Source organism: Glutamicibacter uratoxydans, from assembly GCF_006539925.1.
Taxonomy (GTDB): domain Bacteria; phylum Actinomycetota; class Actinomycetes; order Actinomycetales; family Micrococcaceae; genus Glutamicibacter; species Glutamicibacter uratoxydans.
Window position 1 is genome coordinate 176,592 of record NZ_BJNY01000001.1, and the last position, 16,808, is coordinate 193,399.

Here is a 16,808-nt window from a genome sequence, read left to right on the forward strand (position 1 = left end):
ATGAACTACCTCATCAAACAGGCCTCCATCCTGGGCGGCGACAAGCAGGACGTGCTGATCAAAGACGGCGTCATCGCCCAGATCGGCGCCGTTGAAGCCGCCGAGGGCGTGCAGGTCATCGACGCGGCGAACCTGGTGCTGCTGCCAGGCCTGGTCGACACCCACACCCACCTGCGCGAACCGGGCCGCGAAGACGCCGAGACCGTGGAGACCGGCACCCGCGCCGCCGCCAAGGGCGGCTACACCGCGGTGCACGCAATGGCCAACTCCACCCCGGTGGCAGACACCGCCGGCGTGGTGGAGCAGGTCTACGAGCTGGGCCGCCAGGCTGGCTGGGTGGACGTCCGCCCGGTGGGCGCGGTCACCGTGGGCCTGGCCGGCAAGCAGCTGAGCGAAATCGGCGCCATGGCAGACTCCCGCGCAGCGGTGAAGATGTTCTCCGACGACGGCATCTGCGTCTTCGACCCGCTGCTGATGCGCCGCGCGCTGGAGTACGTGAAGGCCTTCGACGGCGTCATCGCCCAGCACGCGCAGGAGCCGCGCCTGACCGAGGGCGCCCAGATGAACGAGGGCGAAGTCTCCTCGATCCTGGGCCTGCCGGGCTGGCCGGCTGTGGCCGAAGAATCGATCATCGCCCGCGACGTGCTGCTGGCAGAACACGTCGGCGCCCGCCTGCACGTGTGCCACGTATCCACCGCGGGCTCGGTGGAGATCATCCGCTGGGCCAAGGCCCGCGGCATCCAGGTCACCGCCGAGGTCACCCCGCACCACCTGCTGCTCACCGATGAAAAGGTGCGCACCTTCGACCCTGTCTTCAAGGTCAACCCGCCGCTGCGCCGCGAGGAAGACGTCATGGCGCTGCGCGCCGGCGTAGCCGACGGCACCATCGACGTGATCGGCACCGACCACGCGCCGCACCCTTCCGAGGCGAAGGAGTGCGAATGGGGCGCGGCGGCCATGGGCATGACCGGCCTCGAAACCGCGCTGTCCATCGTGCAGCACACCCTGGTCGACACCGGCCTGCTGGGTTGGGAGGACGTCGCCCGCATCACCTCCACCGTGCCGGCGCAGATTGGCCGCGTGGCCGATCAGGGCCGCCCGATCGCCGTGGGAGAGCCTGCCAACCTGACCCTTCTCGACCCGGCCGCGCGCTGGATTGTGGACCCGTCGGCGATGGCCACCAAGGGCCGCAACTCGCCGTTCGCCGGCATGGAGCTGCCGGGCTCGGTGCGCGCCACCTTCTTCCACGGCCACCCCACGGTGCTCGACGGCGAACTTGCCACTCCGAGGCGCGTGGATGCCTAGGGAAGCCATCCTCCCGGTGATCATCACGATTCTCGTGGTCATCGCCGGGTGTGCAGCAATATTCATCGGCTGGCGCAACCTCAAAGCACGGCAGTCGGACATCCCGGAGCCTTTCGAACCCTTCGAGGATTCGATCGGGCCCAGCTATCCGGGCATGTACGTGGCCACCACAAAGTTCGAAGACTGGCTGGACCGGATCGCCGTGCACGACCTGGGCGTCCGCAGCAATGCCAGTTTGGAAGTAGGGGAGCAGGGGCTGCATATTCTGCGCCCAGGCACCCGGGATGTGCACATCCCCTGGACCGCGTTTGAGCGCGTGGTCCGCTCCAGCGGCATGATCGGCAAGTTCGTGGAAAAGAACGGCCTGATCGTCGTCAGCTGGGAGAAGGACGGCTTCACCTTCGACACCGGATTCCGTCCGCGCTTCGCAGCGGACACACCCAAGATCTATGAGTTGCTCGCGTCGCATCAGGGCGGCGCGGCTGAGCAGGAGACAAACAAGTGAATTCCTTGAGCAACCTTCCGGCCGTATTGGTCCTCGAAGATGGCCGCATCTTCCGAGGCCGCAGCTACGGCAAGGTCGGCACCACCCTGGGCGAGGCAGTATTCACCACCGGCATGACCGGCTACCAGGAAACCCTCTCCGACCCCTCCTACGCCCACCAGATCATCACCCAGACCTTCCCGCATGTGGGCAACACCGGCGTGAACGACGAGGATGCCGAGTCCACCCGCATGTGGGCCGCCGGCTACGTCGTGCGCGACGCCAGCCGCCGCCCCAGCAACTGGCGCAGCCAGCGCACGCTGGAAGACGACCTGATCTCCAACGACATCGTCGGCATCCGCGGGGTCGACACCCGTGCGCTGACCCGCCACCTGCGCGACGCAGGCGCCATGAAGGCAGGCATCTTCTCCGGCGACGACGCCGCGGCCTCCGACGAGCAGCTCATCGCCGCCGTCAATGCCCAGCCGTCCATGGAAGGCCGCAACATCTCCGCCGAGGTTTCGGTGGACGAGGCCTACATCGTCGAGCCTGCAGAGCACGGCTACGAGGGCGAAATCAAGTACACCGTGGCCGCCATCGACCTAGGCATGAAGTCGATGACCCCGCACCGCTTGGCCGAACGCGGCCTGCGCGTGCACGTGCTGCCGTACAACGCCACCCTGGCGGACATCAAGGCCACCGGCGCCGACGGCGTGTTCTTCTCCAACGGCCCGGGCGATCCTGCCACCGCCACCACCCAGGTGGAACTGGTGCGCTCGGTGCTGGACGCCGGCATCCCATACTTCGGCATCTGCTTCGGCAACCAGATCCTGGGCCGCGCCCTGGGCCTGGACACCTACAAGCTGCGCTTCGGCCACCGCGGCATCAACCAGCCGGTGTTGGATAAGGCCACCGGCAAGGTGGAAATCACCAGCCAGAACCACGGCTTCGCCGTCGACGCCCCGCTGGATGGAACCTTCACCGCGCCTGAGGCGCGCTTCGGTTCCGTCGAGGTCTCGCACTTCTCGCTGAACGACAAGGTGGTCGAGGGCCTTTCCTGCCTGGACATCCCGGCCTTCTCCGTCCAGTACCACCCTGAGGCAGCCTCCGGCCCGCACGATGCCGCCTACCTCTTCGACCGTTTCGTCACCGCCATGGACAACGCCGCCCAGTCCGCAGAAAAGGATGCCAAGTAATGCCTAAGCGCACCGATCTCAACTCAGTTCTCGTCATCGGTTCGGGCCCGATCGTCATCGGCCAGGCCGCTGAATTCGACTACTCCGGCACCCAGGCGCTGCGCGTGCTGAAGGAGGAGGGCCTGCGGGTCATCCTGGTCAACTCCAACCCTGCCACCATCATGACCGACCCGGAGTTCGCCGACGCTACCTACGTGGAGCCGATCACCCCCGAGGTGGTCGAAAAGATCATCGCCAAAGAGCGCCCTGATGCGATCCTGCCGACCCTGGGCGGCCAGACCGCGCTGAACACCGCCATCGCGCTGGACAAGAACGGCGTGCTGGAGAAGTACAACGTCGAGCTGATCGGCGCGAACATCGAAGCCATCGAGCTGGGCGAGGACCGCGAAAAGTTCAAGGGCGTGGTGGAGCGCTGCGGCGCCGAATCCGCCCGCTCGGTCATCGTGCACACCCTGGACGAGGCCTTCGCCGCCGTCGAACAGCTGAACTACCCTGTCGTGGTGCGCCCGTCCTTCACCATGGGCGGCCTGGGTTCGGGCATGGCGTACAACGCCGAGGACCTGACCCGCATTGCCGGCGCCGGCCTGCAGTACTCGCCGACCACCGAGGTGCTCCTGGAGGAGTCGATCCTAGGCTGGAAGGAGTACGAACTGGAGATGATGCGCGACAAGAACGACAACGTCGTCGTGGTCTGCTCCATCGAGAACTTCGATCCGGTCGGCGTGCACACCGGCGACTCGATCACCGTGGCCCCTGCCATGACCCTGACCGACCGCGAATACCAGAAGCTGCGCGACATCTCCATCGCAGTGATCCGCGAGGTCGGCGTGGACACCGGCGGCTGCAACATCCAGTTCGCGATCGACCCTGCCACCGGCCGTGTCGTTGTGATCGAAATGAACCCGCGCGTTTCGCGCTCCTCCGCGCTGGCTTCCAAGGCCACCGGCTTCGCCATCGCGAAGATCGCCACCAAGCTGGCCGTGGGCTACACCCTGGACGAGATCCCGAACGACATCACCCAGAAGACCCCTGCTTCCTTCGAGCCGGCGCTGGACTACGTGGTAGTGAAGGTTCCGCGCTTCGCCTTTGAGAAGTTCCCGGCCGCCGACGCGACCTTGACCACCACCATGAAGTCCGTGGGCGAGGCCATGAGCCTGGGCCGCAACTTCACCGAGGCGCTGCAGAAGGCCCTGCGCTCCCTGGAGCAGAAGGGCTCGGAGCTTTCCTTCGACCCGATCCCGGCTGAGGAGCTCGACGCCGTGATGACGAAGATCGAGAAGGGCTCCACCGACCGCCTGGGCCTGGTGCAGCGCGCGTTGCTGTCCGGCAAGAGCGTGGAGGACCTGTTCGCGGCCACCAAGATCGACCCATGGTTCCTAGACCAGCTTGAGCTGATCAACGAAACCGCCGCGATGATCGCCGCCAACAAGGACCTGGACGAGGAAACCCTGCGCGAGGCCAAGCGCCACGGCTTCTCCGACGCCCAGATCGCCAAGCTGACCGGCAAGTCCGAGGCTGTGGTGCGCGGCGTGCGCCACGCGCTGAACGTCCGCCCTGTCTACAAGACCGTTGACACCTGCGCTGCCGAGTTCGAGGCCTTCACCCCGTACATGTACTCCTCGTACGACGAAGAGACCGAGCTGACCGCACATGAGAAGAAGTCGGTCATCATCCTGGGCTCCGGTCCGAACCGCATCGGCCAGGGCATCGAGTTCGACTACTCCTGCGTCCACGCGGTCATGGCGCTGCGCAACGCAGGCTACGAGACCGTGATGATCAACTGCAACCCGGAGACCGTGTCCACCGACTACGACATCTCCGACCGCCTCTACTTCGAGCCGCTGACTTTGGAAGACGTGCTTGAAATCATCCACGCCGAAGAGGAGACCGGCGGCGTGCTGGGCGTGTTCGTCCAGCTCGGCGGCCAGACCCCGCTCAAGCTCGCAGCAGAGCTGAAGGCGGCCGGCGTGAACATCCTGGGCACCAGCCCGGAGGCCATCGACCTGGCCGAGCACCGCGGCGCTTTCCAGCGCGTGCTGGACAACGCAGGGCTGATCGCACCGAAGAACGGCACCGCCGTCTCCTTCCCGGAGGCCAAGGAAATCGCTGACTCCATCGGCTACCCGGTCCTGGTGCGCCCAAGCTACGTGCTGGGCGGCCGCGGCATGGAAATCGTCTACGACGAGGCCTCCCTGGAGCGCTACATCACCAACGCCACCGAAATCACCGTGGACCACCCGGTCCTGGTCGACCGCTTCCTCGAAGACGCGATCGAGATCGACGTGGACGCCCTGTTCGACGGCACCGACCTGTACGTTGGCGGCATCATGGAGCACATCGAGGAAGCCGGCATCCACTCCGGCGACTCGGCCTGCACCCTTCCTCCGATCACTCTGGGCCCGGACGTGCGCGCTCGGGTCAAGGAAGCCACCCGCGCCATCGCCGAGGGCGTGGGCGTGCGAGGCCTGATCAACATCCAGTTCGCGCTGGCCTCCGACGTGCTCTACGTCATCGAGGCGAACCCGCGTGCTTCGCGCACCGTGCCGTTCACCTCCAAGGCCACCGGCGTGCAGCTGGCAAAGATCGCTGCCCTGATCGGCGTGGGCGCGAAGCTGGCCGACCTGCGCGGCAGCTACCTTCCGGCCACCGGCGACGGCGCAAACCTGCCTGACTCGGCACCGATCGCTGTCAAGGAAGCAGTCATGCCATTCGCCCGCTTCCGCACCCCGGAGGGCAAGGTCGTCGACTCGCTGCTCGGCCCAGAAATGCGCTCCACCGGCGAAGTCATGGGCATCGACAAGTACTTCGATACCGCCTTCGCCAAGTCGCAGGCCGCCGCGAACAACCCGCTGCCAACCGGCGGCAAGATCTTCGTTTCGGTCACCAACCGCGACAAGCGCTCGATCGTGATGCCTGTCAAGCACCTGGCTGACAACGGCTTCGAGATCATCTCCACCGGCGGTACCGCCGAGGTCCTGCGCCGCAACGGCATCAAGACCCAGGTGGTCGGCAAGCTGCACGAGGGTGGCGAGTCCATCGTCGACCTGATCAACGCCGGCCAGATCGGCCTGATCCTGAACACCCCATCGGGCTCCGACGCCCGCGGCGACGGCTACGAGATCCGCGCTGCGGCCACCTCGGTGGGCACCCCGGTGATCACCACCGTGGCCGAGTTCGGCGCTTCGGTCCAGGCCATCGACGCCCTGCGCGAATACGCATGGGATGTCACCAGCCTGCAGGAACACGAGGCACACCTTGAAGGGGCCCGCGCTAATGGCTAAGCCTGTGGACTTCGGCACCCGACTGCGCTCCGCGATGGATGCTTCCGGCCCGCTGTGCGTGGGAATCGACCCCCACCCGGCCCTGCTGGAAGCCTGGGGCCTGCCAAATTCGGCCGATGGCGTGCGATCTTTCTCACTGACCGTGGTGGAAGCCATGACTGGCGCCGCAGCAATCCTCAAGCCCCAGGTGGCGCTGTTTGAGCGCTTCGGCTCGGCAGGATTCGCGGCGTTGGAGGAAACCCTGGCTGCGGCCAGGGCCGCCGGCCTGCTCACCCTGGCCGACGCGAAGCGCGGCGACATCGGCTCGACGATGGCCGCCTACGCCACCGCCTGGCTCGACGACTCCTCGCCGCTGGCGTCCGACGCTGTGACCCTGAGCCCATACCTGGGCTACGAGTCGCTGCGCCCTGCCATCGACCTTGCAGCGTCTACCGGCAGGGGAGTGTTCGTCCTCGGGCTGACTTCCAACCCGGAAGGTCCCTCGGTACAGCATGTCGGCGGAAGTAATTCAGTTGCCAAATCAATCATTGACCAGGTCACAGCGGATAATGTAGCTGCCATAGATTTGGGTCATGTTGGTTTGGTCGTCGGCGCAACCATCGGCGACGCCCCGGAGAAACTCGGGATTGACCTGACCGCTTCCAAGGCTCCGCTGCTGACTCCGGGCCTCGGTGCCCAGGGCGCGACCGCACAGGACATCGCTGAATCCTTCGCATCGAGCTACGGCCAGGTGCTTGGAACCAGCAGCCGCGATATCCTGCGCGCCGGACCGAGCGTACAGGCGCTGCGTGACAAGGCCCTGAGCGTTCGCGATGAATTGCTCGCAGCCAAGCAGTAGCAACTAAATTAGTGACAGAATCGCGTTGTGGCTATTAGTGTTTCTAGTAGCCACAACGCGATTAGTCTTGCCAAACGCGCGTTAGATGGTTATGTTCTGTTCATAGCCTTAGTCCACTACACATGAAGGATGGCTGAACGATGGTTCTGCGAGAACTCTCTGACGAAGACCGCATCCGGGCACGCGCCAAGGCACTTGCCGCCCGCACCCGTCGTGCTGAAATCAAGGCCCAGTTCAGTGCCGGCAAAATTACTATCACCGAAGTACTAGACTTGGTATACGAAGACGAAGCCGTGGGACGCATGCGTGTCATGGATCTTCTGGAATCGGTGCCGGGCGTCGGTGAAGTACGTGCGGCAAACTTGCTCGAACGCCTTGGAATTTCCCCATCCCGCCGCTTGCGCGGACTTGGGCGCAAACAGCGTACGGCAATCACCGAACACTTCAAGCAAAGCCCGCCCAAAACGAAAGTGTAGTCAATGACCGTTGCGTCGGTAACTGTTCTAGCCGGCCCCACGGCTGTAGGTAAAGGCACTGTCTCCACCTACATCCGCGACAATTATCCAGATGTTTGGCTCTCTGTTTCGGCCACCACTCGCGACCCTCGGCCAGGGGAACAAGACGGCGTCCACTATTTCTTTGTGGGCTCCGAAAAGTTCCATCAGCTGGTCGAGGCAGGCCAAATGCTTGAATGGGCAGTGGTTCACGGCCAGAACAGCTACGGAACGATCCGTTCAACGGTTGAGGACGCTGTAGCCAACGGCAAAGAGGTTCTTCTGGAAATCGACCTGCAAGGTGCACGACAGGTCAAGGAGTCGATGCCTGACGCAAAGTTCGTCTTCTTGGCTCCGCCATCGTGGGACGAATTGGTGCGCAGGCTGATCGGCCGCGGCACCGAATCGCCGGAAGAACAGCAGCGCCGCCTGGAAACCGCTAAACTAGAACTTGCGGCGGAATCAGAATTCGACGTGACCATCGTTAATGACGATGTGGCACGTGCCGCCGAAGAGCTTGTGGCCCTCATGGGGCTGAAAAATGACTAAAGGGAGTCTTGTGTCCAACCTAGAGGGAATCATTAACCCATCGATCGACTCGTTGCTTGAGACGAACGACTCGAAGTACGCCATCGTACTGAATTCGGCCAAGCGTGCCCGCCAGATCAACGCCTACTACGCACAGCTGAACGAAGGCCTGTTCGAGTACGTTGGCCCGCTGGTGGAAACCAAGCTGAACGAGAAGCCGCTGACCATCGCACTGCGCGAACTGGACGAAGGTCTCTTGAAGGTCACCCCAGCAGAGGTCACCGAGGACTAGTTGAAGAAGACGGCGCCCCATCTGCGGGCGCCTTCTTTTTCTTTAAACACCCAAATCCGCCGATTTCGGGCCTCGTATCGGCCGATGCGGTGAACATCACTTTGCCGGATCAAGCACACTAAAGGAACCACCGCGTGAAGCGTATCGTCTTGGGCGTCTCAGCTGGGATCGCCGCCTACAAATCAGTTCTCCTTCTGCGGCTCTTGCGCGAGGCAGGACACCACGTTGATGTCATCCCCACGGGCAACGTCGTAAACTTCGTAGGCAACGCCACCTGGGAAGCGCTCTCCGGAAACCCGGTGACATCCAATGTCTTCGACGCAGTAGACACCGTCAACCACGTGCGCCTGGGACAACAGGCAGATTTGGTGCTTGTCGTGCCCGCCACCGCCGATATCCTGGCGCGCGCGGCTGCAGGGCTGGCCAATGACCTGCTGACCGGAACGCTGCTGGCGACGCGCGCGCCAGTGGTGATGGCACCGGCAATGCACACCGAAATGTGGCAGCACCCTTCAACTGCTGCCAACGTCGCGACCTTGCGGAACCGCGGAGTTCGCGTGATCGAGCCGGCATCGGGACGATTGACCGGCAAGGATTCGGGCCCAGGCCGCCTGCCGGAACCGGAAGAGATCTTCGCCGCCATCCAAGACCTGCTGGGCGAACCCGTTCTCGCCGGCCGCAAGGTGGTCATTACCGCCGGTGGCACCCGTGAGCCCTTGGACCCGGTGCGGTTCCTCGGAAACCGGTCCTCGGGACGCCAGGGCGTGGCACTGGCCCAGGCCGCCAGGGATGCAGGAGCCGAAGTCACGTTGATCGCCACCCACTTGGAAGTTCCTGTGCCCCACGGCGTCAATGTCATCCATGCATCCAGCGCCTTGGAACTGCGCGACGCAGTATTCGAGCATGCGCCGGGCCACGATGCGCTGATCATGAACGCGGCCGTTGCCGACTTCCGGCCGGCCTCCGTCGAAAACTCAAAGATCAAGAAGCGCGATGAGCATTCAGCGCCGGTCATCGAGCTGGTGCGAAACCCAGACATCTTGGCCGAACTGGTGCAGGCAAGGCGAAGCAATGAACAGCTGCCGGGCGTCATCGTGGGATTCGCCGCTGAAACCGGCGATGAGCAGGGAACCGTTCTTGAATACGGCCAGGCAAAGCTCGCGCGCAAGGGCTGTGAAATGCTCGTAGTGAACGAGGTAGGCGCCTCGCTGACCTTTGGCCAGGACACCAACACCATCCAGGTGCTCTTCGCAGACGGCAGGCCCAGCGCAACCGCCTCCGGAAGTAAAATTGACGTGGCGCGCGTCGTCATCCAAGAACTTGCGGCCGAAATAAACGGTCACACCACCGACGCATAGTGAGCTGCGCCACGAAGGTGCAGGTCACGAACCGTCTCAAGAACTGCCAAACGGTCGTTGCGACCAGATAGAGTACTAAGGTGACTTCAACAACCCCTGAACTACGTCTTTTCACCTCGGAATCGGTTACCGAGGGCCATCCAGACAAGATCTGCGACCAGATTTCGGACGCCATTCTCGATGCCATGCTGGAGCAGGATCCAGACTCCAAGGTGGCAGTGGAAACCCTGACCACCACCGGCCTGGTCCACGTCGCCGGCGAGGTGACCACCAACGGCTACGTGGAAATCCCCGAGATCGTGCGCCGCACCATCCTGGACATCGGCTACGATTCCTCCGCCAACGGCTTTGACGGCGCACGCTGCGGCGTCTCGGTGTCCATCGGCCAGCAGTCTCAGGAAATCCACGACGGCGTCTTCAACTCCCTGGAGTCGCGCGAAGGCACCGCGAAGGACCAGCGCGACCTGCAGGGCGCCGGCGACCAGGGCCTGATGTTCGGCTACGCCTCCAATGAGACCGCGTCGCTGATGCCGACCCCGATCTTCCTGGCGCACCGCCTCTCCGAACGCCTGACCCAGATGCGCAAGAACGGCCGCATGCCGCTGCTGCGCCCGGACGGCAAGACCCAGGTCACCATCGGCTATGACGGCGACAAGCCGGTCTCCGTCGACACCGTCGTGGTTTCCAGCCAGCACGCCGCCGAATACGAGCTGGCGACGCTGAAGGCCGACCTGCTCGAAGAGGTCGTCACCCCGATCCTTGAACGCTCCGAACTAGATACCTCGAAGACCAAGGTCATCTTGAACCCATCGGGCCCGTTCATCATCGGCGGCCCAGTTGGCGACGCCGGCCTGACCGGGCGCAAGATCATCGTCGACACCTACGGCGGCTTCGCCCGCCACGGCGGCGGCGCCTTCTCCGGCAAGGACCCATCGAAGGTGGACCGTTCGGCAGCCTACGCAATGCGCTGGGTGGCCAAGAACGTCGTCGCAGCTGGTTTGGCCAGCCGCGCCGAGGTGCAGGTTGCCTACGCCATCGGCGTCGCCCGCCCGGTGGGCCTGTATGTGGAGACCTTCGGCACCGAGACCGTTGACCCGGCCAAGATCACCGCCGCCATCAACGAGGTCTTCGACCTGCGCCCGCTGGGCATCATCGAAGACCTGGACCTCAAGCGCCCAATCTACCGCAAAACTGCGGCGCACGGGCACTTCGGCCGCGAGGACAACGACTTCACCTGGGAGAAGCTGGACCGCGTGGACGCGCTGCGCAGCTGGTTCAACGCCTAGGAACTGCTCAGCGTGCAGCAAGATGCCCTGATTTCAGCACCCGAGCCGGCCCGCCTCAAGCGGGTTGCCCGGGTGCTGATTGATTCTTCAGTCCCTCATCTGGACCGGCTCTTCGACTACGAGGTCCCCGCATCGATGATGGACGATGCCGCCGTCGGCGTGCGCGTCAAGGTGCCGTTCGGCGCCCAGCAGCTGGCAGGATTCATCATCGAGCTGCTCGACGACTACCTGCCGAGCAGAAAGCTGCGCCCGCTGGGCAAAGTCGTCAGCTCCCAGGTGGTGCTGCATCCGCCGGTATACCGGGCAGCCGAGCTGGTCGCCGCACGCTATGCCGGGACCATCTGGGACGTGGTGCGCCTGGCGGTGCCCACGCGCGCCGCCAAGGTGGAAAAGGAAGAATTGGACACCGTGCCGCCGGTGCTGCCCGAGGCGCCGAACCAGCTCTCGCACTATGAACACGGCGAACAAGTCTTGGCCGATTGGGCCGAGGGCAGGGTGCACCGCGCGGTGGCCTCCTGGGTCCCGAACTACTACGAATCCTGGCCCGGTTTCATTTCCGACGCCGCCCGGCCGGTGCTTGAACGCGGCGCAGGCGTGCTGGTGCTTGTTCCCGATGCCCGCGACCTGAACCGCCTGTGCGCGCACTTGGACGAGACATTCGGCGCTGGCAGCTATGCCAGGCTGCATGCCGAAGACGGCCCGACGCCGCGCTACCGCAACTTTCTGCGCGCCATCGGCGGACATGTGCAGCTGGTTGTTGGCACCCGCTCGGCCGCGCTGTGCCAGGTGCCGAACCTGGAATTGATGATCATCTGGCAGGATGCCGACCAGTCCCACCGCGAACAGCGCGCCCCCTACCAGCACAGCCGCGAAGTGGCGCTGCTGCGCAGCTCGAGCGAAGACTTTTCGGTGCTGTTGGCGGCCCCGTCGCGCTCCGTGGAAGCCCAGCGCCTGGTTGCCACCGGTTGGGCCACGGAGCTGAAGTTGCAGCGCTCGGCCTTGCGCGCCCACACTCCGCGGGTAGCGGCCACAACCAATGACTTCGAGCTGCAGCGCGATCCGCTCCTTGCCCGTGCCCGGATCCCGTCGCTGGCGTGGAAGGAAGCCTCCGCGGCCCTGGAAACCGGACCGGTGCTGGTCCAGGTGGCGCGCACCGGTTTCATGCCTGCGCTGGCCTGCCAGGACTGCCGGAGCCTGGCCCGCTGCGGCATCTGCCAGGGACCGCTGCAGCTGTCGGGGGCCCAAGCAGTCATCGGCTGCAAATGGTGTGGCGAGCAGTTCCACAACTACCGCTGCATGAACTGTGGATCGCCGCGCATCCGCGCTGCCAGCATCGGCGCCGAACGCACCGCCGAGGAGCTTGGCCAGGCCTTTTCCAAGGTGCCGGTGCTCTGGTCCACCGGGGCCAAACCGATCGACGAGATTCCTGCCAAACCGGCGCTTGTCGTCGCGACTCCGGGCGTGGAGCCGGCAGTCGGCGGGGGATATGCTGCGGTTCTGCTCTTGGACGCAGACAGGATGCTGGCCCATGATTCGCTGCGCAACACCGAGCAGACGCTGGCCCGGTGGTTCAATGCCGCCGCGATGGCCTCCAGTTCGGGCGTCGTGGTGCTCACCGGAAACCCGAGTGCCGCCGGGGCGGCGCTGGTGAGATGGGACCCTGCAGGCTTCGCCGAACGCGAGCTGGCCGATCGACGCGAGATTGGCTTGCCCCCGGCGGTGCGCTCTGCTGTCATTTCGGGCGCGGGAGCCGAACGCCTGATCGCCGCGCTGGATCCAGCCATCCGCAATCTGCTGCAGATCCATGGCCCGACGATCATCGACGGGCCGCCGCTCGAACACCGCTACGTCCTCTTCTTCAGCTATTCGGACGGAGCGCAGGTCACCGATGCCCTGCGGGGTGCCAGGGCGCAAATGTCGGCAGCCAAGGAACCTGTGGTCAACATCGCAGTGGATCCAGACCAGGTGCTGTAGCCTAGGGCGTTTCCTTGCACGGCGCGCCAAGGGCGGTGATTCAGGCGAATCCTGGGCCCGTGGCCAAGGCGCAGAACCCGGGCGGTGCTAGTGCTGTTCCTCTAGGAATGCGCCCAGCTGTGCGGCGACTTGTTCTGCCTTTTCGTAGTGGATCAGGTGCCCCACGTTCTCCAGCATGACCAATCGGGCCTGGGGGAAGCTGGAGCGCAGCGCCTCCTGGGTCTGCGGGCTGCCCAGCTCGTCGTCCACTCCGCCGATCAGCAGCGTGGGAATGGCGATCTGCGAGGAGAACTCGCCGACGGTATGGCTGATCGAGGCATCATAGGCCTGCACCAGCGTCGTTCGCGAATGGAATCCGCCAAAGTATGCACGATGCTGGTCGCGGACATACCGGCGCATGTCCGGGTCTTTGCTCTTGGTCATCACCATGCTCATCGCGTCGGTAAAAAGCCGCGATCGCAGCGCCGGCTCGCCCACCGGGGCGGGAAGCTTCGCGCAGAGCCAGTAGTAGCAACTAGTCAGCTTCGCCAACAGCGCCTGCGAAGATTCCAGGGCCGGTTCGGAGATCGGATTGAGCAGGCTCAACGAGGCGAATGGGCGCAGCGCGGCAAGCTTGGCCGCCACAATTGACCCGAAGGAATGCCCCAGCAGATGCGTGGAAGCGCCCAAGGACAGCTCGTCGAGCAGCATCATCAGCACCCCGGCGTAGCCGTCGACGTCATGCTCCAGCTGGGTCATCGAGCTGGAAGCGCCGAACCCCGGAAGATCCGGGACCACGATGGTGTACCCGGGAAGCTGCTCGATGATCCGCTCCAGCCCGTGGTGGTCGCCGCGGAAACCATGCACGGCGAAGACCACTCCCGAACTCTCGCCGCCGGCCGGCAGGTAGCTGAACACCTTCAGCTCTGATCCGGCAAGCACGTGGGTGGATACGACAAGTTCGCGCGCAATGCTCATGCCTTGAATCCTACCCGTCCAGCAGCCTCAATGCGGTGCCCTCATCAAGCACAAGATCGGTGATCAGCCCGCCGTTCAATGCGCCGCGCAGCGCATCGAGCTTGCCTCGCCCGGAAATGACGCAGAAGCGCTGGGGCACCTTGCGCAGCTCGTCGAGATTCGGCCCGGTGGCCCGGGCGTTGATTTCGATCTGGCTGCTGTCGCCGTGCTTGTCGAAGAATACGGTGGCAACGTCGCCGACCACGCCCATCTTCTGCAGCGCCCTAGATTCGGCGGGGGAGAGGTAGCCGCCGCGGTAGACCTGCGAGGCCACTGCGGAGCTGGCGGCCCCAAGCGAGAACACCGCCAGGTTCATCTCGTGCTGGACCTTGAGCACGCGGCGCACCGAGGTTTCCTGCCACATTGCCTCCCGTGTGCTGGCCCGGTCGAAGAATGCAGGCACCGGGAACTGCTCGGTGCGGGCGGTGAAGGCCTGGCCGAAGCGCGTGAGGATGTCGCTGGCGTAGCGCACGCCGCTGGTCACCGGGTTGGCCGCCCCGTTGAGCTGGACGATGACGGTGTCATGGGTGGGGTGCGGGCTGAGCGCGGAGGACACCGCCTGCATGGTTGAGCCCCACGCCACGCCGACGGTCATCGACGAGGAAATAATCGTACCCAGCAGGTGCGCGGCGTGGGCCGCCACGCGGGAGAGCAGTTCGGCGTCGTCCATCTGCCCGTCGGTGGGGACCACGTGGGCGGCGATGCCGTAGTTCTCCGCCAGCTGGTTGGACAGCAGGGCCGACATGTTGGCGCTGGGGGAAATGCTGATGGACACCATGCCGGTGCGCTTGGCATGACTGAGCAGGCGCGAGACAGTCGAGCGCGAGGTGCCCAGTTCCCGCGCGATGACCTCCATCTTCATGTCCTGCAGGTAGTACAGCTGCGCGGCGCGCAGGGCGTCCTTCGCCTTGGGCGTGCTCTGCACGGATGTGCCAAGTAGGGGGCGCCTGTAGGGGCCGCCGGTCGGTGGTTTCGACATCATTCAGACCATTTCTGCACGTTTGTGCAAATCATTTGACCGCATATCTGCGCTGAGACAACACTAACCGGTAGAACCACTCCAACGTTACAAAGGGGCAGAAAATCGTGACTCGGGAACAGCTGGCCAAACTGCGCGAACGACCACAGGCGCGCGTCCTCGTCGTCGGCGGAGGCATCAACGGCGTCGCAACGTTCCGCTATCTGGCAATGCAGGGGATCGACGTGGCGCTTATCGAACGCGGCGACTACTGTCAGGGCGCATCCGGTGCCAGCTCGCACATGATCCACGGCGGCATCCGCTACCTGGAAAACGGCGAATTCCGCCTGGTCCACGAGTCGGTGCAGGAGCGCAATTCCCTGCTGGATATCGCGCCGCACTACGTCAAGCCGCTGCAGACCACCATCCCGATCTTCTCCACCTTCTCCGGCATCCTCTCCGCGCCAATGCGCTTCTTGACCCACAAGTCGGGCAAGCCCACCGAGCGCGGCGCCGCGCTGATCAAAGCCGGCTTGATCATGTACGACGTGTTCGCCGGCGTCGGCGGACGCAACACCCCATGGCACAACTTCAAGGCAGGCAAGGCTGCGCGCAAGGACCTGCCAGCGCTGCGCGATGACGTGAAGTACACGGCCACCTACTTCGACGCCTCCGTGCACAACCCCGAACGCCTGACCCTGGATGTCCTGCATGAGGGGCTGAAGGCCAACACTGCTGCCCGGGCCAGCAACTACGTCGAGCTGACCGGCGTCAACGGCGGCACCGCCAAGTTGCGCGATGTCCTCACCGGCGAAAGCTTCGACTTCGACGCCGACGTGATCATCAACGCCACCGGCGCCTGGGTGGACATGACCAACAAGGAGCTGGGCCGCGACACCAAGTGGACCGGCGGTACCAAGGGCTCGCACATCGTGCTCGACCACCCGGAGCTGCTGGCCGCCACCGGCGGGCGGGAGATCTTCTTCGAACACGAGGACGGCCGCATCGTATTGATCTACCCGATGCTCGGCCGCGTGCTGGTGGGCACCACCGACCTCGAGCACGACATGCGTGAGCCTGCTGTCTGCACCGACGAAGAAGTCGACTACTTCTTCGAGCTGGTGCACCATGTCTTCCCGGGCATCCGCGTGAGCGAGGAGCAGATCGTCTACAAGTTCTCCGGCGTCCGTCCGCTGCCAAACCACGACGACACCGCTCCTGGCTTCGTCTCCCGCGACTACCAGGTCAAGGAAACCCGTCTGACCGACAAGACCACGATGCTCTCGCTGATTGGCGGCAAGTGGACCACCTTCCGCGCGCTGAGCGAGAACTTGGGCGGCAAGGCGCTGGAGTTCTTAGGCGAGCGCGAAACCGCGAGCACCGTGGGCGTAGCCATCGGTGGCGGCAAGAACTTCCCGAAGAACGAGGGCGAGCTGGCCGCCTGGTTCGCGGCCCGTGAGCACCTGGCCGGCCGTGAACGCCTGCGCGTGCTGCTTGAACGCTACGGCACCGGTGCCGACGCCGTGCTCAAGCAGCTGGGCGAGGACGACCTGCTGGCCAGCACCACCGAACTTTCGGCGCAGGAAATCGCCTATATGGCCGCCAACGAACAGGTCGGCCGGCTAATCGACGTTTTCATCCGCCGCACCAACTTGGCCTTCCGCGGCCTGGTAACCAAAGACCTGGTCGTCGAGGTGGCTGAACACCTCGCCGGTCCAATGGGCTGGGACAATTCCCAGACCCAAGCCGAGATCGACCATTCGATCCTGGTTCTCGCGGAAAGCCATGGAGTCACCCTGGCTTAATCCCCGCACTACG

General features: G+C 64.5%; 14 protein-coding genes. 12 read left to right on the top strand and 2 right to left on the bottom strand.

Going from position 1 to position 16,808, the window contains the following annotated elements; genetic code table 11:
- The 11 genes from AUR04nite_RS00995 (at position 1) to AUR04nite_RS01045 (ending at position 13,036) form a co-directional block, all read left to right on the top strand.
- Positions 1-1,305, top strand: coding sequence for a dihydroorotase (locus AUR04nite_RS00995; RefSeq protein WP_141361038.1), 1,305 nt, complete (start codon positions 1-3; stop codon positions 1,303-1,305).
- Positions 1,298-1,810, top strand: a complete 513-nt coding sequence (locus AUR04nite_RS01000; RefSeq protein ID WP_246055256.1) for a PH-like domain-containing protein — start codon at positions 1,298-1,300, stop codon at positions 1,808-1,810. The genes AUR04nite_RS00995 and AUR04nite_RS01000 overlap by 8 nt, the downstream gene beginning before the upstream one ends.
- Complete coding sequence (carA, locus tag AUR04nite_RS01005; protein ID WP_141361040.1) at positions 1,807-2,985, top strand: glutamine-hydrolyzing carbamoyl-phosphate synthase small subunit; 1,179 nt, start codon at positions 1,807-1,809, stop codon at positions 2,983-2,985. Before AUR04nite_RS01000 ends, carA begins: the two co-directional genes overlap by 4 nt.
- Positions 2,985-6,266, top strand: a complete 3,282-nt coding sequence (carB, locus tag AUR04nite_RS01010) for a carbamoyl-phosphate synthase large subunit (protein ID WP_141361042.1) — start codon at positions 2,985-2,987, stop codon at positions 6,264-6,266. The genes carA and carB overlap by 1 nt, the downstream gene beginning before the upstream one ends.
- Positions 6,259-7,104: an orotidine-5'-phosphate decarboxylase gene (pyrF, locus tag AUR04nite_RS01015; protein ID WP_141361044.1), complete on the top strand. Its 846-nt coding sequence runs from the start codon at positions 6,259-6,261 to the stop codon at positions 7,102-7,104. Before carB ends, pyrF begins: the two co-directional genes overlap by 8 nt.
- A 140-nt stretch (positions 7,105-7,244) precedes the next feature.
- A complete protein-coding gene (mihF, locus tag AUR04nite_RS01020) occupies positions 7,245-7,580 on the top strand; it encodes an integration host factor, actinobacterial type (protein WP_141361046.1) in 336 nt (111 codons plus the stop codon).
- Between the two features lie 3 nt (positions 7,581-7,583).
- On the top strand, positions 7,584-8,147 hold the full coding sequence (gmk, locus tag AUR04nite_RS01025) for a guanylate kinase (protein ID WP_141361048.1): 564 nt from the start codon (positions 7,584-7,586) through the stop codon (positions 8,145-8,147).
- On the top strand, positions 8,140-8,418 hold the full coding sequence (rpoZ, locus tag AUR04nite_RS01030; RefSeq protein WP_141361050.1) for a DNA-directed RNA polymerase subunit omega: 279 nt from the start codon (positions 8,140-8,142) through the stop codon (positions 8,416-8,418). The genes gmk and rpoZ overlap by 8 nt, the downstream gene beginning before the upstream one ends.
- 134 nt (positions 8,419-8,552) lie before the next feature.
- On the top strand, positions 8,553-9,776 hold the full coding sequence (gene coaBC, locus AUR04nite_RS01035; protein WP_141361052.1) for a bifunctional phosphopantothenoylcysteine decarboxylase/phosphopantothenate--cysteine ligase CoaBC: 1,224 nt from the start codon (positions 8,553-8,555) through the stop codon (positions 9,774-9,776).
- A gap of 80 nt (positions 9,777-9,856) precedes the next feature.
- Positions 9,857-11,062, top strand: coding sequence for a methionine adenosyltransferase (gene metK, locus AUR04nite_RS01040; protein ID WP_141361054.1), 1,206 nt, complete (start codon positions 9,857-9,859; stop codon positions 11,060-11,062).
- A 12-nt stretch (positions 11,063-11,074) separates the two neighbouring features.
- On the top strand, positions 11,075-13,036 hold the full coding sequence (locus tag AUR04nite_RS01045; RefSeq protein ID WP_141361056.1) for a primosomal protein N' family DNA-binding protein: 1,962 nt from the start codon (positions 11,075-11,077) through the stop codon (positions 13,034-13,036).
- Between the two features lie 87 nt (positions 13,037-13,123).
- Here AUR04nite_RS01045 and AUR04nite_RS01050 read toward each other — a convergent pair whose 3' ends face one another.
- Entirely contained in the window at positions 13,124-13,993 is an 870-nt protein-coding gene (locus tag AUR04nite_RS01050; protein WP_141361058.1) for an alpha/beta fold hydrolase, read from the bottom strand.
- Between the two features lie 10 nt (positions 13,994-14,003).
- Entirely contained in the window at positions 14,004-14,957 is a 954-nt protein-coding gene (locus tag AUR04nite_RS01055; protein ID WP_407646635.1) for a sugar-binding transcriptional regulator, read from the bottom strand.
- Positions 14,958-15,118: 161 nt separating this feature from the next.
- On the opposite strand from AUR04nite_RS01055, the gene AUR04nite_RS01060 reads away from it, so the two are divergent.
- On the top strand, positions 15,119-16,795 hold the full coding sequence (locus AUR04nite_RS01060) for a glycerol-3-phosphate dehydrogenase/oxidase (RefSeq protein ID WP_141361062.1): 1,677 nt from the start codon (positions 15,119-15,121) through the stop codon (positions 16,793-16,795).
- Positions 16,796-16,808 lie beyond the last annotated feature (13 nt).

Excerpts from the sequence above, each read along its gene's own strand:
- AUR04nite_RS01050 (WP_141361058.1), bottom strand. The coding sequence starts at position 13,993 with ATGAGCATTGCGCGCGAACTTGTCGTATCCACCCACGTGCTTGCCGGA.
- gmk (WP_141361048.1), top strand. The coding sequence starts at position 7,584 with ATGACCGTTGCGTCGGTAACTGTTCTAGCCGGCCCCACGGCTGTAGGT.
- mihF (WP_141361046.1), top strand. The coding sequence starts at position 7,245 with ATGGTTCTGCGAGAACTCTCTGACGAAGACCGCATCCGGGCACGCGCC.
- rpoZ (WP_141361050.1), top strand. The coding sequence starts at position 8,140 with ATGACTAAAGGGAGTCTTGTGTCCAACCTAGAGGGAATCATTAACCCA.
- AUR04nite_RS01000 (WP_246055256.1), top strand. The coding sequence starts at position 1,298 with ATGCCTAGGGAAGCCATCCTCCCGGTGATCATCACGATTCTCGTGGTC.
- pyrF (WP_141361044.1), top strand. The coding sequence starts at position 6,259 with ATGGCTAAGCCTGTGGACTTCGGCACCCGACTGCGCTCCGCGATGGAT.
- AUR04nite_RS00995 (WP_141361038.1), top strand. The coding sequence starts at position 1 with ATGAACTACCTCATCAAACAGGCCTCCATCCTGGGCGGCGACAAGCAG.
- carB (WP_141361042.1), top strand. The coding sequence starts at position 2,985 with ATGCCTAAGCGCACCGATCTCAACTCAGTTCTCGTCATCGGTTCGGGC.